A 23,536-nucleotide genomic window follows, 5' to 3' on the forward strand; every position below is an offset into this window, starting at 1 on the left:
TTTAAAATCAAAGTATAACAATGCAACAGTACGAAATTGTGATCGTTCTAACCCCGTTGTTGTCAGTTGATGTTGCTGCAGAGGCTAACGCCAAATTCAGCAAAATTTTAACTGATAACGGAGCCGAAATTGTCCAGGAGGATAATTGGGGTTTGAGAAAATTAGCGTACCCTATCCAAAAAAAGACGACAGGGTATTATCACTTAACTGAATTTAAGGCCCCGGGTGATGTAATTAACAAACTTGAAGTTGAACTACGCCGCGACGAGCGCGTGTTACGCTTTTTAACCATTGCCTTAGATAAGCACGCTGTTGCTTACAACGACAAAAAACGCAGTGGTGCTTTCAACAAAAAACCTAAAGCAGAGGAGGCAGCACACTAATGGCTAACGAACAAATTAAATACGTAACCGCCCCTAAAGTAGAGGACACACGTAAAAAATACTGCCGTTTCAAAAAGAATGGTATCAAGTATATCGACTACAAAGACGCTAACTTTTTATTAAAGTTTATTAACGACCAGGGTAAAGTATTACCACGCCGCTTAACCGGTACTTCGTTAAAATTTCAGCGTAAGGTTGCACAGGCTGTTAAGCGTGCGCGCCACATCGGTTTATTACCTTATGTTACAGACTCATTAAAATAATCAGGAGGTAAAGAAAATGGAACTTATTTTAAAACAAGACGTTAAGCACCTGGGTGATAAGGATGATGTAGTGAAAGTAAAGCCAGGTTATGGCCGTAACTACCTTATCCCTAAGGGTTATGCCATACAGGCCACTGTAAGTGCCCGTAAAGTTTTAGCTGAAAACCTTAAACAGGCCCAGTTTAAACAAGATAAAATACGCAAAGATGCTGATGCTATTGCAGCCCGTTTAGAAGGCGTTAAGCTTACTATCGGCGCTAAAGCTGGCGAAACCGGTAAAATTTTCGGTGCAATCAACACTATCCAGGTTGCTGATGCATTGAAGAAATTAGGCTTTGAAGTCGACCGTCGCCGCATCACTTTTGAAACTGAACCAAAATTTGTTGGCGAATACGTTGCCAATGTTAACCTGCACAAAGAGGTTAAAGTACAGGTTCCTTTCGAAGTAGTAGCAGAGTAATCTGATTTCGGACGTCGGATTTACGATGTCGGAATTTGAATTAAAAATTTATATAAAGGTGTTGAGCGAAAGCTTGACACCTTTTTTATTTTTACAAAACACTCAAAATCTTGTCATTGCGAGCGAGGAACGAGCGCGGCAACCGCATGCGCTACAGAGCGGCTGTGCAAGTTATCAACCTTTCTATTCGCTCTGTAGAGCATGCGGTTGCCACGCTTCGCTCGCAATGACATAATTGATATGGCTCCCCAAAATAAATCCGAAATCGAAATTCCGACTTCCGAAATAAAAAATTATTTTTAACCCAATGAAAACCACGCGGAGTAAAAGTCCCGCTTCAAATAACAAATCGGCCAGCGGCAAAAAGAAAGGCATCTTTCGAAACGGCTGGCTTAAGCTCGTTTTGCGCGTTGTAAAACTGGTGTTTATAGTTTTTGTGTTGGGCAGTTTGTTTTTTGTGATACTGTACCGTTTTGTTAACCCGCCTGTTACCTGGCTGATGATACAGCGTGGCTTTGAACGCAAAGCCGACGGCAAGGACTGGAAGATAGACAAGCAATGGAAAGACTTCGACGATATTTCGCTATCCATGAAACGCGCCGCCGTAGCCGCCGAAGACCAGACTTTTTTAGAGAACCACGGCTTCGACTTTAACGCCATTGAGAAGGCCTATGAGAAAAACTCGAAGAGTAAAAAACTCATAGGAGGTAGCACCATAACCCAGCAGACCGCGAAAAATGTATTCCTGTGGCCGGGCAGATCGATAATTCGTAAAGGGTTCGAGGCCTGGTTTACGGTGTTGATGGACATATTCTGGAGCAAAAAGCGCATTATGGAAGTTTACCTCAACGAAATTGAAATGGGCGACGGCATTTACGGCGTGGAAGCGGCAGCCCAGGCCTATTTCCATAAACCGGCATCGCAGCTAACCAACCGCGAAGCAGCAGCTATTGCGGTTATATTTCCAAACCCGCTAAAATGGTCGGCCACAAATCCAAGCGATTATTTACGTCACCGGCAGTATTTAATAATGAAGAATATGCGAAGGTTAGGGCCGCTGGAATTTTAGTGCGCCCCCCTTGCCCCCTAAAGGGGGAATGATAAACGAATAACACACCCGTTGGCTGTGTCGTTACAGACAATTTACTATTACATTATGAGAAAGCTTCTGTACAATGTTTATTCAAATATCAACGATGATGAATTTTTCGAAATTGAAGATAAATTGGTAAAACTGGAATCTGCAATTGCGAGAATATTACAGCCTAAACATTGGAGGCTTACAAATACTGTGAGAAATAACGATGCCTTAATAATCGACCTAACTTGCAGAGATGGCGAATTTTATGGCAATATTGGTGTAGAATTTGAAGACAAACCGCAAAAGAAAACCTTTAGATTTTATGTTACAAAATCGTTCGACGAAAAGAACAAGCGGTATTTTATAAGGACCGATATTTTTAGCAATAAAGAGTTTAGTTGTTTTGAGAATAATATAAACGATTTCGTTTTTGCAGCACTTAAACAATTTGACGATTGGTCGAGATATAACATTATCTACTATGGTACGGTTATCTCACTTGGGTGAATTTATTTAGGCAATGATTATATTTGATTAAGTAACGCCAACTCAAATCATTATGCCTAATTTACCCAAACTTACCGACCAACAACAAATCGCCCAACTCATCCAAAACCTTGATGTATCCATCAGGGATGTAGTGGAAACCCTTCGCCAAATCATCCGAAGCGTTAGCAATGAAATAAGCGAGCGGATAAAATGGAACAACCCGAGCTTTTACTACAACGGCGAAATGCAGCCTTTCGACCCCAAAGAATATAAACGGGAAATAATAGTGTTCAACTTGCATAAAAACAGGATAATGCTGGTTTTCCCCAGCGGCGCCAAAGTAAACGATACCACCGGCCTGCTAACCGGCGACTACGCAGACGGCCGCCGGATTATTGTTTTTAAAGATTTGGAGGATGTAAAAGCAAAAGAATCGGCCTTACAAAATGTTATTAAGGACTGGTTGGGTCTGGTTGACAAATAACTGTACACGTCTTTCGGACTTTACTGACTTTTCGGACTTTCGGACTATTTCTGGTACTTCCAGTGCCTCGATTTCCCCTCGCTTATCCACTCTAACGCCTGTTCCATACGTTTCTGCCGTGTGTCATCACTTTTTGCCTCGGCAAACCATTCGAGGTATTCCCGTTTTTTAGATGGCGAAAAGTCAACAAAATAACCAAGGGCAGTGGTGTTGCTGCTTAATATTTGGTTAAAATCATCAGGCATGGGTAGTTCCGCTTTGGCGGGAGCGGCTTTTTTGGGCTCCTTAATACCGCTTTCATTCAGGGCAATCACCTGCAATATAAAACCGATCATCGCCTCATCAGGCGGCAGGTCCTCCATTTTTTCAATACGGCCAAAGCTTCCGGCAGCAGCTTCTTCGTCGCTTCCCTGCAGGTAGCCGTCGGGGTCGTTCAACCGCGACGACTTCCAAAAACCAAAGCCAAGATGCTGCTTAAACGATGCCATCATACAAACAGGGCCCTTGTAGTCAAAAAAAGGCATGCCCCATTTAACAGTTTCCGTTATCAATGGCGAAGCTTTATGTACAACCTCGCGGATATGTTCAAGTATTGGTTTTGCAAAAGGTGCGGCCTTGGCTATGTAGGCGTCAACCCGGGCGTCGTATTGTTCCATAGCTAAAGTTAATTACAAAAATTAACTCAGCAAATTTTTTAAGTCGGGATGATATTCTGACATTGAGAATTCTGCGATTGGCGATCCTAAAGTCCATCCACACCGTTCATCCCACAAAATCAACCACTCGTCAGCATTCTCTTAGTTTCAACGCTGTTTCGGGGCATTTTTGATGCGTCAACCAGGAACAGACCATGAAAAAATATATTTACTTGTTTATCATATTCGTCAGCAGCTTTTCTGCTTTCGCCCAGACCCGGGTTTCCGGCATAATCAAAACTTCGAACGGAAAAACTATACCCGGCGTAAACATCACCCTTGTTAATACTTATGATGGCGCATCCACTGATACTGCCGGGCACTTTGCCTTCACCACAACTGAGATAGGCCAGCACGTGCTGCATTATGTAACAGTCGGCTTTAAGCCCGATAGTGTTGCCGTAAACCTCGACGGAAAGCCTTTAAACCTCAGCTTAACTATTAAAGAAGCAGTAAATGAGTTAAATGCAGTAACAATAACCGCAGGCACCATTGAAACCGGGGACGCCAAGAAAGGCGCGGTGCTGTCGTCCATTGATATTGCCACCACCGCCGGCGCGGTTGCTGATATTGTTGCTGCCCTGCAAACCTTACCGGGCACCAGCCAGGCCTTTAGCGAAAATGGCTTGTTTGTACGTGGCGGCTCGGGCGCCGAAACGCGAACTTATTTTGATGGTATGTTGGTAAAAAGCCCGTTCAGCAGCCAGTTGCCCGATATTTCGTCGCGGAGCAGGTTTTCGCCCTTTCTTTTTAAGGGGACTACTTTTTCGTCGGGCGGTTATTCTGCACAATACGGGCAGGCTTTGTCGTCGGCCCTGATACTGGAAAGTAAGGACCTTGCTGAAAAAACATCGACGGAATTTTCGGTGCTTACCGTGGGCTTCGGCGCGGCACACACCGAAAGGTTTGAGAACAGCTCGCTTACCGTCGGGGGTACTTATTACAACCTTCACCCCACCTACTCAGTATTCAAACAAAACATACACTGGGACCAGGCGCCCATTGATAAAACCGGGAATATTCAATACAAATGGAAACCCACTAAGAGCAGCATGCTGAAAATATTTTCGCAATACAGCAATAACGATGTTTCGCTCTTTACCGACAACCCCGATACTGCAGGTGTCATTCATGTTATCGATCATAACAAAAATACCTATACCAATATAACCTACCAGGACAATTTCAACCCCGACTGGCGGATACAGGCGGGCGCCTCCTACGGCAATACCCACGAAAGCGGCAGGCTCGATTCAAACAACTTCCGCAAAAACGATCACCTGCTGCAAGGGCGGTTTACGCTGACACGCTACTTTGGCCAGCGCTCATTATTAAGGGCAGGTGCCGAAGCCTACCAGAACGGTGCGCTGGAAGGCTGGAACTACCAGAGCCGCTCTTTCAATGACAATATGCAGGCAGCCTTTACCGAAGGCGAGGTTTTCCTGGGTGATAACGTTGTAATGCGCTTAGGCGGCATGGCCGAGCATTCATCGTACCTGGCTGATTGGAACCTGGCCCCGCGTACATCGCTGGCTGTAAAAACCGGCACGCACAGCCAGGTATCAATGGCTTACGGCATTTTTTATCAAAACCCCGATGATACCTACCTGCTGCAAAGCCACCAGCTGGGTTACGAAAAAGCTACGCATTACCTGCTGAATTACCAGTATTTAACCAGCGGACTAACCTTCCGTGTTGAGGCTTTTTACAAACAGTATGCCGACCTCACCAAGTACGACTACAACGGTTTCCCGAAAACCTATGCGGTAAACAACTACAGCCACCTGTATAACGGCGGCGACGGCTACGCAAAAGGAATAGATGTTTTTTGGCGCGATAAACAGAGCATTCCCGGCGGAGACTACTACATCTCGTACTCATACCTGGATACCAAACGCGACTTCCGCAATTACCCCATCCAGGCTACGCCCCCGTTTGCCGCTAAACACACGCTTAACATTGTTTACAAGCAATATATCCCGGTCATTAAATCAGAACTAAGTGCTGCCTATGCATTTTCGAGCGGCCGCACTTACTATAATCCAAACAATCCCGATTTTCTATCCGACAAAACAAAAGCCTACAATAACCTGAGTATGAACCTCAGCTACCTCACCCGTTTGTTTAAACAGTTTGCCGTGGTGTACGTGTCGGTAAATAACATTCCGGGTTTTAATAATATTTATGGCTACAACTACCCGTCAAACGGCAACACCCGCGAACCCATTTTACCTGCCGCCAAACGCAATTACCTGTTTGGGCTACTGGTAACCATCGGCGATAACACCTTCAATCACTAAAAATTATTCACCCATAAAATCAAAAAAAAATGAAAACTCTAAAATTATGCTTCGCACTCTTGATCATCACATTTGCGGTTAAGGCACAAAGCGCCGATAAGTACACCGCCGCCATGCAAAAAGGTATGGCCCTGGTTGACAGCGCCAACACACCAGAGCAATTTACAAGCGCAGCAAACTTTTTTGAACGGGTTGCTGCCGCCGAAACAAAACAATGGCTGCCGCAATATTATGCTGCCTTTTGCAACCTCCACGTGGCCATAATGGGTAAGCAGGACAATGATACTAAAGACGCCCTGTACGATAAAGCCATGAGCTATGCCGAAAAAGCGGATGCCATAAAACCTGCCAATAGCGAGGTGTTAGTTTTGGAAGGCTATATAACGTTTATGAAGATGTCGGTATTTTCGCAGCAAAGGGCTATGTCGATGATACCAAAAGCAAATGCGCTGCTGGACAAAGCATCAGCAATCGACCCTGAAAACCCGCGCGCCTACCTGGTGAAGGGGCAGGATACATTTTATACCCCTGAAGCATTTGGAGGCGGCAAGGCAAACGCTAGAGGCCTTTTAACAACAGCCGCCGATAAGTATAAAAATCAAAAGACATCGGGATTTGAGCCTGCATGGGGCGCACATCGTTGCCAGGTATTATTGCAGCAATGTAATTAAGCCCGATAGCTAAATTAAAATTTGTAATTTATGCCATGTTTATTTAACAACCACGATGGACACTGAAATAGGTTTTAAAGAGGATAATTTGCTGCGGGCCAACCTGAAATATGGGAGCATTGGGTTGGCCGTAGGTATTATATTAACCGTATTGCACGGCGTATATGATGGCTTTTCGTGGCAAAATGCTTTTATCAATGTGCTTTTCAGTTGCACCATAACGCTTAGCATAACTAACAGCGTATTTATTTACGAATGCTTTTTTAAACCCAAAACAACGGTCTTCTGGAAATTTGTTGCGGGGTTTTATTGCTGCTGCCTGGTGGGCATGTTTATTGGCACAGAGATCTCGCACCTTGTTATGCGGTGGGTATTTAACAAACGCTTTTGCTTTAAAGATGACCTGGCCGATTACAGATTTAATGCTTTTATAGTAATTATAGTGAGCTCGCTGCTGCTGTTATACAAGGCACAACAAATGAACATGCAATCGTTGCTAAAAGCAAAAGAACTCGACCTTGCAAAAGTAAACCAGCTTAAAACCCAGGCCGAACTGCAAACGCTGCAATCAAAAATAAACCCGCATTTTTTATATAATGCGCTTAATTCTATCGCCAGCCTGATACACGAGGACCCGGATAAGGCCGAAGACATGACGCTTAAACTTTCAAAGCTTTTCAGGTACAGCATCAACTCCATGCAAGAAAGTTTTGCTACGGTAAAAGAGGAAATTGAAATATTGAATACCTACCTGGATATCGAAAAAATACGTTTTGGCAAACGGATAAACTTCAGCCTGAATGTTGCCCCCGGTATAGAAGATAGGCTGCTGCCACGTTTCCTGGTGCAACCACTGGTTGAAAACGCCCTTAAACATGGCTTGAAAGATTCTACCGTGGGCGGACGCTTGAGCGTAGACATTACCGGCGATGGAAAAAACCTTGTTGTAACCGTTGCCGACAATGGCATACCTTTCCCTGATGAGTTGAATATTGGCTACGGGCTGCAAAGCACTTATGATAAGTTAGAATTGCTTTATGGCGGGGGTTACGAGATAAAAATCAGCAATGTGCCCGAAAAGAGTATAAAGATTATAATACCCAATAAAAATGAGCGCTAACTGGAAAACGATAATTATTGACGACGAGGAGCTTGCACGCCAACGTTTAAAGCGCCTGCTAAAAAGCTACGACGAATTTGATATAATTGACGAAGCTGAAAACGGCGCCGAAGGTTTATCTCTAATTAATAGCCTAAAGCCCGATCTGGTTTTCCTGGATATAGAAATGCCCGTATTAAACGGCTTCGAAATGCTCGCAAAACTGGCCCAGCCGCCAAGGGTAGTATTCACCACAGCTTACGACCAGTATGCCATAAAAGCTTTTGAAGAAGGGTCGATAGATTACCTGTTAAAGCCGGTAGAAAAGGAACGCCTTGAAAAAACCATAAAAAAACTGCACCAGTTTAGGGCTGCGCCTGCGCCGCTTCCGCTGCAGGAATTAATGCGGCAGTTACAAATAAAAACCATCAGCAAAACCCTCACCGTTAAAATAGGTGACAAAATACTACTGATTAAACTTGCCGACATTATTTATATTGAAGCAGAAGACAAATACGTTTTCCTGCATACTGCCGATGGTAAAAAGCATTTGACCGAATACACCTTATCGGCACTGGAAGAGAAACTGCCTGAACAGTTTATCCGCATCCACAGGGGCGCCATTATAAACACAGAGCACATAAAAGAAATAAGGAAAGGTTTTAATGGCGCTTTTATTTTTGTGATGAATAACACAGCCGAATCAAGGATAACCTCAGGCCGGTCATACGGCGATGAACTTAAAACAAGGTTGGGGCTATAAACCAAAACCCAACGCATTCTGCCATGAACTATGAACCATCAAATATGAACTCTTAGGCCACCAAATTTCCAAACAACTGTATGTGCCAGCTATTCTTAAATGGCACTTCCCATTTGTTCTCAAGCTCGGTTAAATTTTGCACCAGGTTATTAAACACAATGGTATCGGTGTTAATGTCACCTTGCTTTAGCAGTTCTTCAAATTGGGCCCGTGGAGCCGACAGAACTTCACTGCCCTGGCGGTAGGCCAGGTTAAACCTGTCGAACAAATTGATACCAAACTGTGCCTCAATCTGCTGCATAAAATGCACCGATTTATCAATCGAGCAGCCGCTGGCGCCTGCCTGGCTTTCATCTACAATTAAAACTATGAAGCGGTTATACCTTATTTCGGCTTTGGCTTTTAACTGGTTGTTGTGCGCCGTCCAGCCGGTGGTAAAGTTGTCGAGCAATACTTTTATTTGCAGGGCTTCGTTATCAGTTAGTTCCCTGTCGCTTTGATAAACCCAAACTCTCGAATTTTCTGAAAAATGCATGTACAAAACTATGCATTTATTAACTTAGAAATTATTTTTGTTGACGGGTTAACATCAGGAGTTTGTAAAATGAAGAAAATAGGACTATTTGCAGTCGTAATTTGTGCGATAACCGCCATCTGCAGCTTTAAAAGCGGCATGAATGAGCAGGACTGGCTTTTGTGGACGAACAAGTGCCTGATGCAGGCATACAACCCGGTGCCCGATACCAAACTAAAGAAATTCGAGTTCACCGTAACCAGCGACTCCTTTATCCGTTTGCGCAAAACCTATGCGAAAGGCAAAGAGGAATACTACTCCTTTAACCTGCACCAGCTTAATGATATCGATTATTTCGGCAGCACAGTAGCCGGCACCCTGCAATTAAAAACCGTGGCCGACGACATCATCGTACAAACCCGCAACGACCGCAAAGGTGATGTAGATTCGATGACAACAGTGCTCAACGTTCCGGTAAGAAATATGGAACCCGAGCGACTTGATAGTTTACGAGAGGCCTTTAATTTTTTTAAGGGAAAAGGGCTATAAGCCTAGCTTTCGTGGGCCTTTTCTTTCCCTAGCACACTATGGCTATAGCTGTAAGTAAAATAGATTACCAGTCCAATTACCAGCCATATTAAAAACCTAAGCCAGTTGGTATACCCCAGCTCCGTCATCAAATAAAAACAACTTAGCAAGCCAAGCACCGGTATTAACGATAAGTTTTTAACAACAGCCATTACGGTTAATACCGCCGACAGGATAATAAACAAAAAGAATGGGAAATTTTCGTGTGCGTTTTTGCCGGTGAACATATTCCAAACATAATCCCTCGTAAAATATGCGCAGACCACAAATATAACAGGCACAATATACTTTGAATTGATATAAGGCAAATGGAATTTTCCTTTTTGCGCGGCCTCTCTTGGCAGTAATAACACCCCGCCGCAAACCAGCACAAAGGCAAACAACGTTCCGATGCTTGTTAAGTCGGTAACCTCGGTAAGGTTCATAAACAATGCCGGTATAGCCACTACAAAGCCGGTTACAATAGTTGCAAACGATGGAGTACGATATTTAGGGTGAATCCTCGAAAATGCTTTTGGCAACAAACCATCACGGCTCATGCTCATCCATATGCGTGGCTGCCCTAATTGAAATATCAACAACACGCTGGCAGTCGCTATTACAGCGCTGAACGATATAATACCGCTTAGCATGGTTAAGTGCAGCTTGGTAAACACATAAGCTAATGGGTCGCCAACGGCTAATTCTTTATAGCTCACCATGCCGGTAAGCACCAGGGCTATTAAAATGTAAAGCACCGTACAAATAATAAGCGAGTAAATCATCCCCTTGGGCAAATCCTTTTGCGGGTTCTGGCATTCCTCGGCCGTGGTTGATATCGCGTCAAACCCTATGTAGGCAAAAAACACGCCCGAAACCCCCTTCATCACCCCGCCAAAACCGTTAGGCATAAAAGGGTGCCAATTGGCGGGTGTAACGTAAAAGAAGCCGACCGCTATCACAACCAGCACAATCGCTATCTTTAAAAAAACCATGGCGTTGGTGGCTTTCTTGGTTTCACGAATGCCTATGTAAACCAGGTAAGTAATTGCAACAACAATTAGCAATGCGGGTAAATTAGCAATAAGCCTGAAGCCGCCAAAACCGGGTGCGTTGGCCCATGCTATGGCGCCTTGTTTAAGAGTGTCTGTAATTTCAGTAAGTTTGTGTGCGGCTATTAACGTTTGCACCTGCTCATGCGCTTTAAATGCGGTAAAATAGTCCATCGTCAGGTATTCCGGCATATGGATGTGGAAACCTTCCAGCAGGTTTACAAAATAGGTACTCCATGATATGGCTACAGCTATATTGCCTATGGCGTATTCCATTAGCAAATCCCAACCAATAATCCATGCGATTAATTCGCCAAACGATGCATAAGCGTAGGTGTAAGCACTGCCTGCAACCGGTATCCGTGATGCAAATTCGGCATAGCATAAAGCCGAAAAACCGCAGGTTACCGCGGTTAGTACAAAAAGGATGGTTACGCCGGGGCCGCCATTAAACGATGCCAGGCCGATGGTAGAAAATATCCCCGCCCCAACTACGGCGGCTATGCCCATCAGGGTTAAATCTTTTACGGTAAGTTCTTTTTTTAAATGGCCTGAATGTTCTGCATCGCTAAAACCGCTTGCTACATCGGCCAATATTTTATGGATATTTTTTTTACGGAATAAACTTTTCGACATCAGTTATTAATTATTACGGTCAGCCTTGTAAACATAACCATTTTTTCTTTATTCAATAAGTATATGCTTATTTTGCACGATGAAGATAGGAATAAATGATGTTTTAAAACAAGCAAGGCCATTTTTTATACCTTATCTTATTTTAATGGCGGCGTGCGTAATTATTAAGCTGCTGTTTACCAAACACCAAATATATTTTGCTGTAAACGGGCAATACTCCGATTTTGCCGACCAAATTGCACCTTATATAACCGACCTGGGCAACGGGTGGACAATAATAGCCCTATCGGCCATATTGGTATTATTTAATTACCGTACCGCCTTCTTAATGGCCACTACCTACGCAATAACTTCACTTTCAGTACAAATTGTAAAATATATTGCCGACGCATCGCGGCCAGCTTTGCTTTACCAGGATGAACTTAGCCGGATACACCAGGTAAAAGATGTTTACCTGCTCAAATACTACAGCTTTCCTTCGGGGCATACGGTAACCGCTTTTTCAACAGCATTACTGGTTACCTACCTTTTAAAAAATAAAAACTGGGGTTGGCTGCTCTTTCTTGTGGCCATAGCAGTAGGCTATTCGCGGATGTACCTGAGCGAACATTTCTTTGAGGATGTTACCGTAGGTTCGGCGCTTGGGGTGGTTTTGACGATATGGTGGATAAGCTATATCGATAGCAAACAATTCATTCACTCGCCTAAATGGAACAGGGGATTATTGAAAAAGTCCTAAGCCGGTAGTCTGAAGTCGACAATCAAATATGACGGGCAACAAAGAATACTTACTTAGGACTATATATTTTTTCCGAATCCGAAATCAAATTAGCTTAACGAAAGCTTCTTTCTTCTTCGTACTATCGTAACAATTATCAACACCAGCACAATTGCGCCGCCACCAAAAATGGCAACTTTAAGCACGGGCGACAGGCCTTTGGCGTTTGATAAATATTGGTCGTTACGCTGCAATTGTGGCGATAATTTAATTGACGATGCGAATGCTTTGTATTCGTCTTTCACCAATTCTTTTCTTAAATCGGGGTATACATATTCAAAAGTATAGGTTACGTCCTGGGTGTACAGTAACGTAAAGTTTACCATCTGAAGATTGCCTGTACCGTCATCATTTTTCAAGGTAAATAATTTGGCCTTTAATGTTCCGATAGTGGTATCCCGTTGGCGGATCGCACTTGAATAAGCACCCGACTGGCCCTGTATGCTGGCGATGTATTTTTTCAACACTTCGTTAAGGTCGGCTTCCTTTTTTAGGGGTGTATTATTTTTTTCGTTAGGTGCAGCAATCACAGTCATAAAACCATATGATGCGTTGGCTGAATAAATATGCTGGCCTAATGTATCTTTTTTCTGATAGCCGACAGGCAAACTAACTGTAACGAGGCTATCTATCTTTACAGACTGAAGTTTTACCTGGCTAAACGCCGTTATAACATATAATATAAGGGCGAAACTTAATAATATCTTTTTCATATCCTATTAAACTCATAAAAAGCCAATTGGTTTGAATTATATAAGTTATTGTAGCTGTGAAATGATATTTAAGTGACACATTGTGCTATTTTAGAGGTGATTATAATAATTGATCAAATAAATCACATCAGCTAAACGATGTAATTTGCGAGGCCAATTCCCCTTTAATAGCTCTATTCATCGATTTCAATTAACAAATTCGAGCACACAAAAAAAGCGGCCACCTTTACCGGGCAACCGCTTTTTAATTTATTATTAGTCTCAGTTATAGCTTATCCATCTCCCCCTTCACAAACTCCGCCAATTCCTTTACATAGGCAGCGCTAAAATCAAATTTAATACCTGCGGTTTCGTAAATTTCTTTAATGGTTTTGGTGTAGCCAAGCTTCAGGGCGTCCAAATATTGCTGTAAACCTTTTTCGGGGTTTTCCTTGTAGTTTTTCCAAACCGCAATTGCGCCAAGCTGGGCCATGCCATATTCAATGTAATAAAACGGCACCTCGAAAATGTGCAGCTGTTTTTGCCACAGATTTTTCTCGGCTTGCTTGTGCCCGCTCCAGTCGGCAAAGCCTGCACCAAATGGTTCATAAATTTGTTTCCAGGCCTCGGTACGCTGGGCATCGGTATGGTTAGGGTTGGTGTATATCCAATGTTGAAACTGGTCGACAACCGCTACCCAGGGCAATGTTTTCAAAACATCAAAAAGCTGGTCGCGTTTGGCGCGTTTAAGGTCTTCTTCGTTATCAAAGTAAACATCCCAGTTATCCATCGATATCAGTTCCATGCTCATCGAGGCCAGTTCGGCAACCTCGCTTGGGCAATGCTTAAAGTCGTTCAGCTCCAAATCGGCAGTCAGGAAAGTATGTACTGCATGGCCGCCTTCGTGTACCATAGTGGTCAGGTCGCGGAAAGTATTGGCCGAATTCATGAAAATAAACGGGGCGCCGGTTTCTGATAAAGGATAGTTATAACCGCCTGGAGCCTTGCCTTTACGGCTCTCCACATCAAACAGGTTATTATCCTTCATAATCTCCAGCCGCTCGCCCAAATAGCGGTTGATGTTGCTGAAGCATTGGATTGATTTTTCAATCAACTCTTCGCCGCTGTTAAATGGTTTTAACGCCGGTTTGCCTGATATATCAACATCCATATCCCACGGCTTCAGTGATTTTAAGTTTAAAGCCTCTTTACGTTTTTCGGCCTGTTCGCGCAGTATGGGCACTATCTCTTTTTCAATGGCTTCATGAAATGCGTAGCAATCCTGCGGAGTATAGTCAAACCTGCCCAGCGCCTGGAACATATAATCCCTGAAGTTTTCAAAATCGGCGTTAAGTGCAACTTTGTGCCTTAGTTCGCGCAGCTTATCAAAAAGCCTGTCAAGCTTGTCTTTATCCTGTAGGCGGCGCTCGGTTATTTTTTCCCAAACTTCCTGCCTTTTGGCGCGGTCGGTGTCTTTTAAAAATACCGAAGCTTGCTCCAAAGTAAATTCCTTCTCGCCAATATGCACCGACATAGAGCCAGTTATCGACTGGTATTTTTGCTGTTCAACCTGTATCTCGGTTTGCAATGGTATGTTCTCTTCCCTAAAAAGTTCCAGCGATTTTTTTACGCCGCGCAAGTAAATAAAATATTTATCGTGATCAAGTTGATCAAAGTAGTCGCTGGCCACCAGTTTTTTGTTCAGTTCATTGCTATAAGGTGCTATTTTGGGTTCGATCTCGGTAGCGAAATATTGGAACTTTTGCAGCAGTTCTTCGCTGTTTGTATCGCAGGTCATGCGGATATAGCGCCACGCAAAGTCCTCCTCTAAAGCGGCTTCAACTTCGCTGCGGTCATGCAGCCATTTTTCAAGTTCCTGTACTGAATTTATTTCGCGGTCGCGTAGTTCGGTATAAAGGGGTTCCAGGCTTTCCCATTTAATCTCGAAGCCTTCGGGTATATAAGTGCGTGTTTTTTTGTGGATCATGTGTATTTTATTTGCAGATGCACGTTTAATGTGCGGATATGCAAATGTGCGGATGTGCGGATGATAATCAAAGGAATTAGTGCAGAAATGTTTTGATGAGTTATAAAAATTACAATCTAATTTTCTAAATTTATCTTATGACTGTCACTAAATTCGATTCACTACAAGGCATCCCTACTAATTTACTAAAACATAGTATCGAAGTGTTTAGTACCGAACAAGGATTTAAGCGATGGTTAAACACTATTAACTTCTTTTTTGATAAAAAAGCACCGATTGAATTTATAAATACCGCCGAAGGTATTAAGTACATTGATGACCGATTGACTGGAATAGCTTACGGAGATAACGCCTGAAGGTATCTACCAAAATTTCTGTCTTTCCCGACTTTTCGGTCTTTAATGACTTTCCCGTCTTTACTGACTCTTCTTATACAACGTCTCCGACACCACCTTCAACCCATCCTCATAACTTGTGGGTTTAAACTTAAAGGCCTTCTCAAATTTCGATGAATCGAAAATATAATTGTGGTTAAACTGGTAATACATTTCCACAACGCCCATTACCACTTTTTGGAACAGACCGGTAAGCCAAAGCATAATTTTATTTATCGCCATATATTTTGGTGCAACGCCATAAATGCGGGCGGCCATTTCTATAAACTGTTTGCCGGTAATGGCGGGGGCAGTTGGCATATGCCATATTTGGTTATCGCTTTCGGGGTGCTGCCCCAATAAAAACATGCCTTTGCCCATATCCGGGATATAGCTAAAGTTGTGCAGTTTGTTGGGGTTGCCAATCCATTGTGCGGACTGTTTTTTGGCGAATTTATCAAGCACCATCATATCTACAAAGCTGTTCATGTTGTCGGTGCCGTAAAAGTCGGCGCCACGGGCTATGCTGGCGCGGATGTTGCCGGCTTTGGCCTCGGCCATTAGCTTATCGGCAATTTTGGCGCGGATGCTGCCCTTAACGCTGCTTGGCTTGTAGGGTGTATCTTCTTTCATTGGTCCGTCAACAAGGCCGTACATATACACGTTGTCGAAAAATATCAGGCGTGCGCCGGTTTCTTTACCCAGCCTGATAAAATTGTCCATAACAACCGGCCATTGGGCAGCCCAAACTTTTTTATCATAAACCAATCCTGCAGTAAGATAAATAACTGTCGAACCTTTTGAGGCTGCTATCAGTTCATCATAATTAAGCAGGTCCGCCTTTCTCCAGCTTACGTTTTTGTTGTTGCTTTCAATTGGTTTACGGCTAACCAAACGGATGGTTTCGTTAATGTTTTCTAATTCGCGGGTAAGTGCATTTGCTACTGCGCCGCCGGCTCCTAATATAGTGTGCATAATGTTTCGTTTTTGATTTAATCAAAGGTACAGGTAGTTTACAGGCGAAAACGTTAACAAAAGATAAGGATTTGTTAATTTCGGAAGTCGGATTTCCGATGTCGGATTTATTTGAAGGGCGAAGAAGTCAGGTTTACTAAAATTTTCAATTCCGAAATCGAACATCCGACTTCCGAAATTCCCTATTTAGATTCAACCATGATCCTTCTCCTGATTCGGGATAGCGAAACGGGTGTGATTCCCAAAAAATGGGCTATGTAATGCTGCGGCATGCGTTGCAGTATTTCGCGACCGGTGCTTATGCTTAGGAGGTCGAGGTAACGTTCTTCGGGTGTTTTGGTGATGAAGGATGAAACGCGGTCTTCGTAGCAAATTAAGTAATGCTCGGCCAGCAGCCTCCCGAAGCGTTCCATCTTGTAGCCAAGCATGGGGTTTGCCAGCATGGCCTGCATGTTTTTTTGGGTGATGGTTATCAGGTCGGTATCCTCGAGTGCCTGGATATAATGCACCGATGGCGTTTGCGTGAGGAAGCTTTTATACGAGCTTACATATTCGTTTTCGAAGCTAAAATAACCGGTAATTTCCTCGCCGTCTTTAACATGAAAATACCGCACCGAGCCTTTCACAATAAAGCCAACATCTTTACACACAGTGCCGGGTTCGATAAAGTTTTTTTTCTTTTTCAGGGTGACGAATGACAAGTATGGCGCAAAAACTATCCATTCAGCCTCGTTAAAGTCAACGTACTTTTTAAGTTGTTCGCGGAAGATGGCTTGTGCTTTTAGTTCATCCATAGGTTTTTGATGTGCGGATATGCAAATGTGCGGATGTGCGAATACTTATCAAAGCAAATTAAAAAAAAACGTCATGCTGAACTTGTTTCAGCACCTCACATGCTGTGTCTGCGCTACGCATTGCAAGCATTACTTCGCGCGTGACTACCTTTCTAATGGGGTGCCGAAATAAATTCGGCATAACGGACTGGTATGGACTACCTAATCCAAAGCCTGTCCAGCAAAAAGAACACCGCAAATACCACGCTTGCAATGCCATTAGTAGTCATAAATGCAAAGTTAACACGGCTTAAATCGTTAGGTTTAACCAGTAAATGCTGGTAAATAAGCATCGCGCAGAAAAATACAATACCTGCGTAATACAGATATCCAAACCCAACCGGCGTTAAAAATGCAGGCGCAATAACAAACAAGGCCGACAGCACATGCAAAAAGGTAGACAACCTTAAGGCATTTACCTTACCCAGCCAGGCGGGTATAGAGTGCAGGTTTTCGCTGCGGTCGAAATCTTCATCCTGCAACGCATAGATGATATCGAAGCCGCTTACCCAGCACAAAACTGCGAACGAGAAAAACAGCGGCGTTAAAGCAAATTGCCCCGTAATAACTAAATACGCCCCAATTGGCGCCAGCGATAAACCCAAACCCAGCACCAGGTGACAAAGTGCTGTAAACCGTTTGGTGGCGCTATAACCCAACACCACCAGCAATGCCACCGGCGAAAGGTAAAAGCACAAATTATTTATAAACCACGTAGTAATTATAAACAGGAGGCAGTTAACTATCGTAAATGTTAAAGCCGATGTTGGGCTTATCCGTCCTGATGGTATATCCCGCTGTTTGGTGCGCGGGTTTTTTGAGTCGATGTCCCTGTCCAGGTACCTGTTAAAAGCCATGGCCGAGTTGCGCGCAAACACCATGCACAAAATCATCATCACCAGTTTCTCCCAGTCAAACCGGAAACTGGTGGTAGTAACTGCCAAAAAATAGCCGATAAAGGCAAATGGCATTGCAAAAATGGTGTGCGTAAACGTAACTAATGACAGGTACTTTTTCATGTATCTAAACTAAGCCTCTTTGTCATTGCGAGGTACGAAGCAACCGCATGCTATACAGAGCGCTATGCAAAGTTCGCGGTTGCTTCGTACCTCGCAATGACAAGTTGAAGAGGAACATTCAAAATTAATTAAAAATCATTACCATTTCGCTCTTTCGTACTGAACGGGCCATTTTACTTCGTGACCCAACTGGTGAGCAGCACGCAGCGGGAAATAAGGATCGCGTAAAAACTCGCGGGCTATCATTATTAAATCAGCCTGGCCGGTTTGGATGATGTCGTCGGCTTGTTTGGCCTCGGTTATTAATCCAACTGCGCCGGTCAATATCCCGGCCTCTTTTTTTACTTTTTCGGCGAACTCAACCTGGTAGCCCGGCTTCAATGGTATTCTAGCCAGCACGTTGCCACCAGATGAGCAATCAACCAGGTCGATACCTTTATTAATTAAAATTCTAGCCAACGCTACCGAATCATCGGCAGTCCAGCCGGCTTCGGTCCAGTCGCTCGAAGAGATGCGTATAAACAATGGGTTTTCTTTGGGCCACGTTTCCTTTACACTTTCAATAACCTCCAGCAAAAAACGGATGCGGTTTTCAAACGAACCACCATACTCATCGGTCCGATGATTGCTTAATGGCGATAAAAATTCGTTAATCAAATAACCGTGCGCCCCATGAATCTCAATCACTTTAAAACCTGCAGCTAAAGCACGTGCGGCGGCGGCTTTAAAATCGGCTTTTACTTTTTCAATACCGGCTTTATCAAGTTCCAGTGGCATTTCTTCATTTGGACTAAACGAGATAGGACTCGGTGCAACAGTCTTCCAGCCATTTGGCTGCCCCGGCGCCAACCACGCGTTGCCCAGCCATGGCAATTCATGACTGCCCTTGCGCCCTGCATGGGCCAGCTGTACACCAGCTACCGAACCATTTTGATGTATAAAATCAGTTATCTCTTTAAGCTTTTCAATATGCTCGTCTTTATAAATGCCCAAATCGCCGTGCGAAATGCGTCCTTCCGGCGATACGGCCGTAGCCTCGGCAATTACCAACGCTGCACCACCAACGGCGCGACTACCCAAATGCACCAGGTGCCAGTTATTGGCAAAACCGTCCACACAGCTGTATTCACACAAGGGCGACACCACCAGGCGGTTCTTGAACTCGATATTTTTTATTTTTATAGGGGAGAATAGATGTGGCATGATTTATTTTTTGCAAAGATGGGAGAGCGCAGCGACAAATTTCTCATTGAAACGTGATTTTTACGGCAGGATGATGCGAACTTCGCCATCTTGTCCTTGAGGAACTAAGCAATCGCGTAATTGTCTGAACCATGATTTGCTTGGTTTTGCGATTTCTTGATTTGAACGCGTGCACCAGGCATCCTTCAATCCTAAAATCAAGCAAATCACGGTTCAGACAAAAAGTTTGCCGCGCTCGTTCCTCGCTTGCAATGACAATTATTACATTTATTTAATTAAAAACATATTCCCTCCCCCTAACCCCCACCACCGCAGGCACGTGATTTCTCTCAAAAAAATCATACCCCGGTTTAATCGTCTTCCAAAATGGTATTGAACGGCTTGAAGTATATTTTTTCATGTGTTCACTATTCATCCGGAACGGAAAGATATCAACCTGAACGGTTTGCTGCCCGGCTTTAAGCGCGTTGTAAACAAGGGTGTATATCTCGTCAATGCCGGCGTCGGTCATGGCATAACACCCGGCCGACATGCAATTGCCGTGTATCATAACAGAATTACCGGTATAGCCTTTTAAACGTTCAAGCTTGTTGGGGTAGCCCACATTCATAGCCAGGTGGTAATTGCTTACCGGGTTTAATTGCTTCGGCCCGATGGTATAAAACCCTTCCGGGCTTTTATTGTCGCCCTCTACAATTTTTGTGCCTAAGCCGCCGAATAAGTACAAATGGTATACGGCTTAAAAAGCTGGTATTTACTGCCTTTTTTAACCCAAACCTCCAGTAAATACAAATCTTTAAAGAGCCTTATATAAATAGGAGATTTAGGGTTTAAACCCTTACTTTTAAACTCCGCCTGTAGTTTTGGCCAAACGGTTTCCCGCACGGTTTTGGCGCGGCTGCTATCGGGCAAACTATTTTTGGGTTTGATGAACAGCCCGGTCACCAACAACAGGATAAATATTTTAGGCATCACGAAAGGTTTATTTCAGCATAAACGATTGTGTGCCAGTAATATTTTAGTTAAAACTAAAAAAATAGTTAAAAAAACACCTATTAGCTTTAAAGGTGACTTCCACTCTCGCTGCCTGCATCATAATTCATGAATTGCTTCAATCAGCAAGCGATATTATGGTCCAAAGGAATTTTAAAAGTAAATGAAATAAATAGTTAACAAAGCCACTATGCTTATGTTTACGAACAGGAATAATTTATTATCAATAAAAGCTCTCCGTTGATATAACATTACAAGTATAAAAATTTGAATTACAGCAAAAATTGACGACCATAGAATATCGTACCTGCTGCTATCACTCCCTTCGCCGTACAATAGAAATTGAACAAACGACGAAACAACTTGAAAAAAGAAATATACTACAACGTTTATGGCTAATACGAGTATATTAAGAATTGAGCGCTTCATTTTTAACCTGGCTTGTCGGGGTTATCTATTGGATTGTTTCACTCATTTTTTTGAAAAATCCGACATCGAACATCCGACATCCGAAATCAACGTACATCCGATATCAACTCTATATCCCCAACACCTGCTTCAATTTCACATATCCCGTTTTACTAACCGGCACCTTAGCGCCCGATTTTAGTATAGCAAGGTGAGCGTCCTTCTCATAAGGGTCGATACGGGTGATTTGCTGGATGGCTATGATGTATGAGCGGTGCACCCTCACGAAGTATTTAGGGTCGAGTGTTTGCTCAAAGAAGTTCATGGTTTTATTTTTCAGGTACGAGCCCTCTGCAGTGTAAACGCTAACATAGTCGTCATCGGCAGCAAGGTACAACACATCCTGAACAGGGATGATCTTCACTTTGGTACCGGTTTTAACTACAATACGCTCATGCTGCGCCGGCGAGTGCGATGCGGTTTCGAGCAGGTCTTCGGTATGTTTTTTTACCGGGGCTGGTTCTGAGTTTGAGGTTGACAGGTATTTGTCAATAGCCTTGTTAAAACGGTCTTTATTAAAAGGCTTTAGCAGGTAATCAACCGCATGCGCCTCAAATGCTTTTATGGCATATTCATCAAACGCTGTAGTAAATATAACGGCTGGTGGGTTTTCAACCAGCTCCAGCATTTCAAACCCGTTTATTTTGGGCATTTGCACATCCAGGAAAATTAAGTCGGGCTGGTATTGCTGAATGGCTTTGAGGCCTTCAAAACCATCATTGCATTCCTGCATTACTTCAATTTGCGGATAAGCCTGCAAATACTCTAATACAACCATACGGGCCAAAGGCTCATCGTCAATAATTAAGGCACGTTTCATATTTATAACTGCGGTACTTTAATAATAGTTGTAAATATATTATCATTTGCATGAGTTTCCATCAAATCATTTCGTGCAAAAAGCAAATAAAGTCGGCGTTGTACCCCGCGGAGGCCAAAACCGGTGCCTTTACGCGGTCTTGATGTCTGGGGGTCGTATGGGTTTTGTACCATCAGTATCAGGTAGTTGCCATCCATTTCGGCACGTATACTTACCACCACATCGCCAATAGTATCGTACAGGCCAAATTTTATGGCATTTTCAACAATTGGCTGCAAAAGCATCGAAGGCAGTACCGCCTCGCCCGAACTTTTGTCGCAGCTTATCTCCGTTTGCAAACGGTGACCAAAACGTACTTTCTCAATATCAAGGTAAAGGTTAAGATGGGTAAGTTCCTCCGTTAATGGCACCTGCTGCTGGTCGTCCTTTTTTAATGTACCACGTAAAAAGTCCGATAGCTGGTGTATCATCCGTCGCGCCTCATCAGGTTTAAAACCAATCAGGGCGTTTATACTGTTCAAACTGTTAAACAAAAAGTGGGGCTGCAATTGCTGGCGCAGGTTATATAATTCCGCATCGCGGGCCAGCTGTTCCGCTTCGGCTTTGCGTTTCTCATTTTCCTTTTGATCGAGCTGGGTGTAATACAGCATGCTGATCATGGCCACCCACCCTATCGCCAAAAAGTTGATGAAAAAGCGAATGGTTAAGGAGTTTAATAAAAAGTTGGTATACGCCGGACCAGTAGCCAAAAACGGCAGTATCCACCTGGCGCCGAACGTGCATATGGCACCAAGCGCAGCTATCCAGATCAATATGTTCAGGTAGTTGCCTTTTTCGGGCTGGTAGTAGCGCAGGTTATTGTTGATGAGCCAGCAAGCTGATGCGAGTAATATGGAGCAAACTAAACCCTCGGTAGATGCGATGTACCAAATAAAACCAAAACTATGCACCACATAGGTTTGCAGGCCGGCCCATACCAGTCCACACGCTGCGAATGCGGCGTAAAGACGGGGCGTGCTTATGTGATTTGATAGGGCCATTAATAGTTAAGCGGTTTAGTGGGTTGATTGGGTTACCTCTTGGGTTAACTGTTACAAATTAATAACTGCGGATATCTACTCCGGCAAAAATTGAAACGCCCTTTAATACAAGTACCTTTTCGCTCCCAACACTTGCGGTGCTTTTCATCCGCTTGTCTTCGATGCCTGCAAATACAGCGGCAATATCAGGCACTACCTGCCAGTGCGGCGGAACAATCATTTTTACACCGCCAAATATCTGGGTGATATCAATGATAACTTTTCCGTTGATATCAGCCTGGGTAAAATCAAGCTCTGCACCACCAAAAACGTTTACAATTTCGCCACCTCTGAAGTTTTTCGATAGCACAGTTTTCTTTACCGAGCCAAATACCGAAACGGTATCCAGATAATCGTCGCCTGTTGGCGGGTATGGTGAAGGGCCGCCAGGAGGAACATTAGGAGATGTATAATCCACGGTTGGTTCGCCGGGAGTTGGTGGCACGTAAGTGCTGCCATCCCATTTGCCCCAGTTTCCTTTGAAATCCTTCTTCCAGTTTTCCTTGTCAAAATGATGATGGCGCCTTAATATCATCCATAAACCAAAGGCAATAATGGCCAGCGGCCAAACTATCCTGTCGGCACGATCAACGTTTTCGTTTATCAAAAATATAACACCTAAAGCCAGCAGTATAAAAGATGATGGTTTGTGAAAATTTGATTTTGCGCCTACAAAAAGGCCCCAGGCTATAAGCCACATTGGCCAGCTAAATAACCAACCCGGAACAAAAAAGAAATCGAGCTGCTTAATTAGCAGCATGGCTCCTACGGCCAGTAAAATAATCCCTGCCAGGGCTTTGCCATTGCGGGGATTTTGGGGTTGTACTATATCGTTGTCCATTATATTATTAGCAAATT

Annotated in this window: 27 protein-coding genes; 13 read left to right on the forward strand and 14 right to left on the reverse strand. The window is 43.6% G+C overall.

The annotated features are described in order from the left end of the window. Positions 1 to 20: 20 nt before the first annotated feature. The 6 genes from rpsF to Q0R52_RS04990 all read left to right on the forward strand — a co-directional run bounded on the left by rpsF (position 21) and on the right by Q0R52_RS04990 (position 3,160). On the forward strand, positions 21 to 383 hold the full coding sequence (gene rpsF, locus Q0R52_RS04965) for a 30S ribosomal protein S6 (RefSeq protein ID WP_252788075.1): 363 nt from the start codon (positions 21 to 23) through the stop codon (positions 381 to 383). After that, positions 383 to 646: a 30S ribosomal protein S18 gene (gene rpsR, locus Q0R52_RS04970; RefSeq protein ID WP_252788076.1), complete on the forward strand. Its 264-nt coding sequence runs from the start codon at positions 383 to 385 to the stop codon at positions 644 to 646. The genes rpsF and rpsR overlap by 1 nt, the downstream gene beginning before the upstream one ends. Before the next feature lie 16 nt (positions 647 to 662). Beyond that, positions 663 to 1,106: a 50S ribosomal protein L9 gene (gene rplI / locus Q0R52_RS04975; protein WP_252788077.1), complete on the forward strand. Its 444-nt coding sequence runs from the start codon at positions 663 to 665 to the stop codon at positions 1,104 to 1,106. A gap of 307 nt (positions 1,107 to 1,413) precedes the next feature. Beyond that, the gene (gene mtgA, locus Q0R52_RS04980) at positions 1,414 to 2,175 is read left to right on the forward strand and encodes a monofunctional biosynthetic peptidoglycan transglycosylase (RefSeq protein ID WP_295792717.1); all 762 of its coding nucleotides are present in this window, start codon (positions 1,414 to 1,416) and stop codon (positions 2,173 to 2,175) included. 87 nt (positions 2,176 to 2,262) lie between these two features. After that, a complete protein-coding gene (locus tag Q0R52_RS04985; RefSeq protein WP_295792718.1) occupies positions 2,263 to 2,694 on the forward strand; it encodes a hypothetical protein in 432 nt (143 codons plus the stop codon). 52 nt (positions 2,695 to 2,746) lie between these two features. Next, positions 2,747 to 3,160: a DUF1801 domain-containing protein gene (locus Q0R52_RS04990; protein WP_295792720.1), complete on the forward strand. Its 414-nt coding sequence runs from the start codon at positions 2,747 to 2,749 to the stop codon at positions 3,158 to 3,160. 44 nt (positions 3,161 to 3,204) lie between these two features. Here the strand turns inward: Q0R52_RS04990 and Q0R52_RS04995 are convergent, their stop codons facing one another. After that, positions 3,205 to 3,816: a YdeI/OmpD-associated family protein gene (locus Q0R52_RS04995; RefSeq protein ID WP_295792721.1), complete on the reverse strand. Its 612-nt coding sequence runs from the start codon at positions 3,814 to 3,816 to the stop codon at positions 3,205 to 3,207. Positions 3,817 to 4,010: 194 nt separating this feature from the next. On the opposite strand from Q0R52_RS04995, the gene Q0R52_RS05000 reads away from it, so the two are divergent. Genes Q0R52_RS05000 through Q0R52_RS05015 form a run of 4 tightly spaced genes read left to right on the forward strand, consistent with a single transcriptional unit; the run spans position 4,011 to position 8,688 of the window. Then, positions 4,011 to 6,155 (forward strand): carboxypeptidase-like regulatory domain-containing protein, encoded by a 2,145-nt coding sequence (locus Q0R52_RS05000; protein WP_295792722.1) that lies wholly within the window; start codon positions 4,011 to 4,013, stop codon positions 6,153 to 6,155. 29 nt (positions 6,156 to 6,184) lie between these two features. Beyond that, complete coding sequence (locus Q0R52_RS05005) at positions 6,185 to 6,826, forward strand: hypothetical protein (RefSeq protein WP_295792723.1); 642 nt, start codon at positions 6,185 to 6,187, stop codon at positions 6,824 to 6,826. A gap of 55 nt (positions 6,827 to 6,881) precedes the next feature. Then, positions 6,882 to 7,946, forward strand: a complete 1,065-nt coding sequence (locus tag Q0R52_RS05010) for a histidine kinase (RefSeq protein WP_295792724.1) — start codon at positions 6,882 to 6,884, stop codon at positions 7,944 to 7,946. After that, entirely contained in the window at positions 7,936 to 8,688 is a 753-nt protein-coding gene (locus Q0R52_RS05015) for a LytTR family transcriptional regulator DNA-binding domain-containing protein (protein ID WP_295792725.1), read from the forward strand. The genes Q0R52_RS05010 and Q0R52_RS05015 overlap by 11 nt, the downstream gene beginning before the upstream one ends. Before the next feature lie 52 nt (positions 8,689 to 8,740). On the opposite strand, the gene Q0R52_RS05020 is transcribed toward Q0R52_RS05015, so the two are convergent. After that, entirely contained in the window at positions 8,741 to 9,223 is a 483-nt protein-coding gene (locus Q0R52_RS05020) for an ABC transporter ATPase (RefSeq protein WP_295792727.1), read from the reverse strand. Positions 9,224 to 9,292: 69 nt separating this feature from the next. Here Q0R52_RS05020 and Q0R52_RS05025 point away from each other — a divergent pair, with 69 nt between their 5' ends. Continuing rightward, positions 9,293 to 9,751 carry a hypothetical protein gene (locus Q0R52_RS05025; RefSeq protein ID WP_295792728.1) on the forward strand — a complete coding sequence of 153 codons (459 nt, stop codon included), beginning with the start codon at positions 9,293 to 9,295 and terminating at the stop codon, positions 9,749 to 9,751. Positions 9,752 to 9,753: 2 nt separating this feature from the next. Here Q0R52_RS05025 and Q0R52_RS05030 read toward each other — a convergent pair whose 3' ends face one another. Further along, on the reverse strand, positions 9,754 to 11,457 hold the full coding sequence (locus Q0R52_RS05030) for an amino acid permease (RefSeq protein WP_295792729.1): 1,704 nt from the start codon (positions 11,455 to 11,457) through the stop codon (positions 9,754 to 9,756). 79 nt (positions 11,458 to 11,536) lie between these two features. Here Q0R52_RS05030 and Q0R52_RS05035 point away from each other — a divergent pair, with 79 nt between their 5' ends. Beyond that, the gene (locus tag Q0R52_RS05035; protein ID WP_295792731.1) at positions 11,537 to 12,196 is read left to right on the forward strand and encodes a phosphatase PAP2 family protein; all 660 of its coding nucleotides are present in this window, start codon (positions 11,537 to 11,539) and stop codon (positions 12,194 to 12,196) included. 89 nt (positions 12,197 to 12,285) lie between these two features. On the opposite strand, the gene Q0R52_RS05040 is transcribed toward Q0R52_RS05035, so the two are convergent. Together Q0R52_RS05040 and Q0R52_RS05045 are read right to left on the reverse strand one after the other, a co-directional pair. After that, the gene (locus Q0R52_RS05040) at positions 12,286 to 12,948 is read right to left on the reverse strand and encodes a hypothetical protein (RefSeq protein WP_295792732.1); all 663 of its coding nucleotides are present in this window, start codon (positions 12,946 to 12,948) and stop codon (positions 12,286 to 12,288) included. A 265-nt stretch (positions 12,949 to 13,213) separates the two neighbouring features. Then, a complete protein-coding gene (locus Q0R52_RS05045; RefSeq protein ID WP_295792735.1) occupies positions 13,214 to 14,914 on the reverse strand; it encodes a M3 family oligoendopeptidase in 1,701 nt (566 codons plus the stop codon). A gap of 137 nt (positions 14,915 to 15,051) precedes the next feature. Between Q0R52_RS05045 and Q0R52_RS05050 the strand changes: the two genes are divergently transcribed. Continuing rightward, positions 15,052 to 15,270, forward strand: a complete 219-nt coding sequence (locus Q0R52_RS05050; RefSeq protein WP_295792736.1) for an MbcA/ParS/Xre antitoxin family protein — start codon at positions 15,052 to 15,054, stop codon at positions 15,268 to 15,270. Between the two features lie 60 nt (positions 15,271 to 15,330). On the opposite strand, the gene Q0R52_RS05055 is transcribed toward Q0R52_RS05050, so the two are convergent. The 9 genes from Q0R52_RS05055 to Q0R52_RS05095 form a co-directional block, all read right to left on the reverse strand. Further along, entirely contained in the window at positions 15,331 to 16,263 is a 933-nt protein-coding gene (locus Q0R52_RS05055; protein WP_295792737.1) for an NAD-dependent epimerase/dehydratase family protein, read from the reverse strand. 182 nt (positions 16,264 to 16,445) lie between these two features. Further along, on the reverse strand, positions 16,446 to 17,057 hold the full coding sequence (locus Q0R52_RS05060; RefSeq protein WP_295792738.1) for a Crp/Fnr family transcriptional regulator: 612 nt from the start codon (positions 17,055 to 17,057) through the stop codon (positions 16,446 to 16,448). A 197-nt stretch (positions 17,058 to 17,254) separates the two neighbouring features. Continuing rightward, entirely contained in the window at positions 17,255 to 18,115 is an 861-nt protein-coding gene (locus Q0R52_RS05065) for a UbiA-like polyprenyltransferase (RefSeq protein ID WP_295792740.1), read from the reverse strand. A 138-nt stretch (positions 18,116 to 18,253) separates the two neighbouring features. Then, positions 18,254 to 19,318 (reverse strand): NADPH dehydrogenase NamA, encoded by a 1,065-nt coding sequence (gene namA, locus Q0R52_RS05070; RefSeq protein WP_295792741.1) that lies wholly within the window; start codon positions 19,316 to 19,318, stop codon positions 18,254 to 18,256. A gap of 271 nt (positions 19,319 to 19,589) precedes the next feature. Beyond that, positions 19,590 to 20,045 carry a L,D-transpeptidase family protein gene (locus Q0R52_RS05075; RefSeq protein ID WP_295792743.1) on the reverse strand — a complete coding sequence of 152 codons (456 nt, stop codon included), beginning with the start codon at positions 20,043 to 20,045 and terminating at the stop codon, positions 19,590 to 19,592. After that, entirely contained in the window at positions 20,024 to 20,290 is a 267-nt protein-coding gene (locus Q0R52_RS05080; RefSeq protein ID WP_295792745.1) for a hypothetical protein, read from the reverse strand. Before Q0R52_RS05080 ends, Q0R52_RS05075 begins: the two co-directional genes overlap by 22 nt. Before the next feature lie 559 nt (positions 20,291 to 20,849). Beyond that, complete coding sequence (locus tag Q0R52_RS05085; protein WP_295792747.1) at positions 20,850 to 21,599, reverse strand: LytTR family transcriptional regulator DNA-binding domain-containing protein; 750 nt, start codon at positions 21,597 to 21,599, stop codon at positions 20,850 to 20,852. Between the two features lie 2 nt (positions 21,600 to 21,601). Then, the gene (locus Q0R52_RS05090) at positions 21,602 to 22,639 is read right to left on the reverse strand and encodes a histidine kinase (protein ID WP_295792749.1); all 1,038 of its coding nucleotides are present in this window, start codon (positions 22,637 to 22,639) and stop codon (positions 21,602 to 21,604) included. Between the two features lie 58 nt (positions 22,640 to 22,697). Next, complete coding sequence (locus tag Q0R52_RS05095; RefSeq protein WP_295792751.1) at positions 22,698 to 23,519, reverse strand: LiaF domain-containing protein; 822 nt, start codon at positions 23,517 to 23,519, stop codon at positions 22,698 to 22,700. Positions 23,520 to 23,536: the final 17 nt, after the last annotated feature.

Origin of the sequence: Mucilaginibacter sp., assembly GCF_025359345.1 — a bacterium.
Taxonomy (GTDB): Bacteria; Bacteroidota; Bacteroidia; order Sphingobacteriales; family Sphingobacteriaceae; genus Mucilaginibacter.

What these genes read in the sequence shown, in the direction of transcription:
- Q0R52_RS04995 (WP_295792721.1), bottom strand. Translation starts at nt 3,816, where the DNA reads ATGGAACAATACGACGCCCGGGTTGACGCCTACATAGCCAAGGCCGCA.
- mtgA (WP_295792717.1), top strand. Translation starts at nt 1,414, where the DNA reads ATGAAAACCACGCGGAGTAAAAGTCCCGCTTCAAATAACAAATCGGCC.
- Q0R52_RS05065 (WP_295792740.1), bottom strand. Translation starts at nt 18,115, where the DNA reads ATGAAAAAGTACCTGTCATTAGTTACGTTTACGCACACCATTTTTGCA.
- Q0R52_RS05040 (WP_295792732.1), bottom strand. Translation starts at nt 12,948, where the DNA reads ATGAAAAAGATATTATTAAGTTTCGCCCTTATATTATATGTTATAACG.
- Q0R52_RS05030 (WP_295792729.1), bottom strand. Translation starts at nt 11,457, where the DNA reads ATGTCGAAAAGTTTATTCCGTAAAAAAAATATCCATAAAATATTGGCC.
- Q0R52_RS05080 (WP_295792745.1), bottom strand. Translation starts at nt 20,290, where the DNA reads ATGCCTAAAATATTTATCCTGTTGTTGGTGACCGGGCTGTTCATCAAA.
- rpsR (WP_252788076.1), top strand. Translation starts at nt 383, where the DNA reads ATGGCTAACGAACAAATTAAATACGTAACCGCCCCTAAAGTAGAGGAC.
- namA (WP_295792741.1), bottom strand. Translation starts at nt 19,318, where the DNA reads ATGCCACATCTATTCTCCCCTATAAAAATAAAAAATATCGAGTTCAAG.
- Q0R52_RS05025 (WP_295792728.1), top strand. Translation starts at nt 9,293, where the DNA reads ATGAAGAAAATAGGACTATTTGCAGTCGTAATTTGTGCGATAACCGCC.
- Q0R52_RS04985 (WP_295792718.1), top strand. Translation starts at nt 2,263, where the DNA reads ATGAGAAAGCTTCTGTACAATGTTTATTCAAATATCAACGATGATGAA.
- Q0R52_RS05035 (WP_295792731.1), top strand. Translation starts at nt 11,537, where the DNA reads ATGAAGATAGGAATAAATGATGTTTTAAAACAAGCAAGGCCATTTTTT.
- Q0R52_RS05005 (WP_295792723.1), top strand. Translation starts at nt 6,185, where the DNA reads ATGAAAACTCTAAAATTATGCTTCGCACTCTTGATCATCACATTTGCG.
- Q0R52_RS05050 (WP_295792736.1), top strand. Translation starts at nt 15,052, where the DNA reads ATGACTGTCACTAAATTCGATTCACTACAAGGCATCCCTACTAATTTA.
- Q0R52_RS05010 (WP_295792724.1), top strand. Translation starts at nt 6,882, where the DNA reads ATGGACACTGAAATAGGTTTTAAAGAGGATAATTTGCTGCGGGCCAAC.
- Q0R52_RS05085 (WP_295792747.1), bottom strand. Translation starts at nt 21,599, where the DNA reads ATGAAACGTGCCTTAATTATTGACGATGAGCCTTTGGCCCGTATGGTT.
- Q0R52_RS05090 (WP_295792749.1), bottom strand. Translation starts at nt 22,639, where the DNA reads ATGGCCCTATCAAATCACATAAGCACGCCCCGTCTTTACGCCGCATTC.
- Q0R52_RS05000 (WP_295792722.1), top strand. Translation starts at nt 4,011, where the DNA reads ATGAAAAAATATATTTACTTGTTTATCATATTCGTCAGCAGCTTTTCT.
- rplI (WP_252788077.1), top strand. Translation starts at nt 663, where the DNA reads ATGGAACTTATTTTAAAACAAGACGTTAAGCACCTGGGTGATAAGGAT.
- Q0R52_RS05060 (WP_295792738.1), bottom strand. Translation starts at nt 17,057, where the DNA reads ATGGATGAACTAAAAGCACAAGCCATCTTCCGCGAACAACTTAAAAAG.
- Q0R52_RS05095 (WP_295792751.1), bottom strand. Translation starts at nt 23,519, where the DNA reads ATGGACAACGATATAGTACAACCCCAAAATCCCCGCAATGGCAAAGCC.
- Q0R52_RS04990 (WP_295792720.1), top strand. Translation starts at nt 2,747, where the DNA reads ATGCCTAATTTACCCAAACTTACCGACCAACAACAAATCGCCCAACTC.
- Q0R52_RS05020 (WP_295792727.1), bottom strand. Translation starts at nt 9,223, where the DNA reads ATGCATTTTTCAGAAAATTCGAGAGTTTGGGTTTATCAAAGCGACAGG.
- rpsF (WP_252788075.1), top strand. Translation starts at nt 21, where the DNA reads ATGCAACAGTACGAAATTGTGATCGTTCTAACCCCGTTGTTGTCAGTT.
- Q0R52_RS05045 (WP_295792735.1), bottom strand. Translation starts at nt 14,914, where the DNA reads ATGATCCACAAAAAAACACGCACTTATATACCCGAAGGCTTCGAGATT.
- Q0R52_RS05015 (WP_295792725.1), top strand. Translation starts at nt 7,936, where the DNA reads ATGAGCGCTAACTGGAAAACGATAATTATTGACGACGAGGAGCTTGCA.
- Q0R52_RS05055 (WP_295792737.1), bottom strand. Translation starts at nt 16,263, where the DNA reads ATGCACACTATATTAGGAGCCGGCGGCGCAGTAGCAAATGCACTTACC.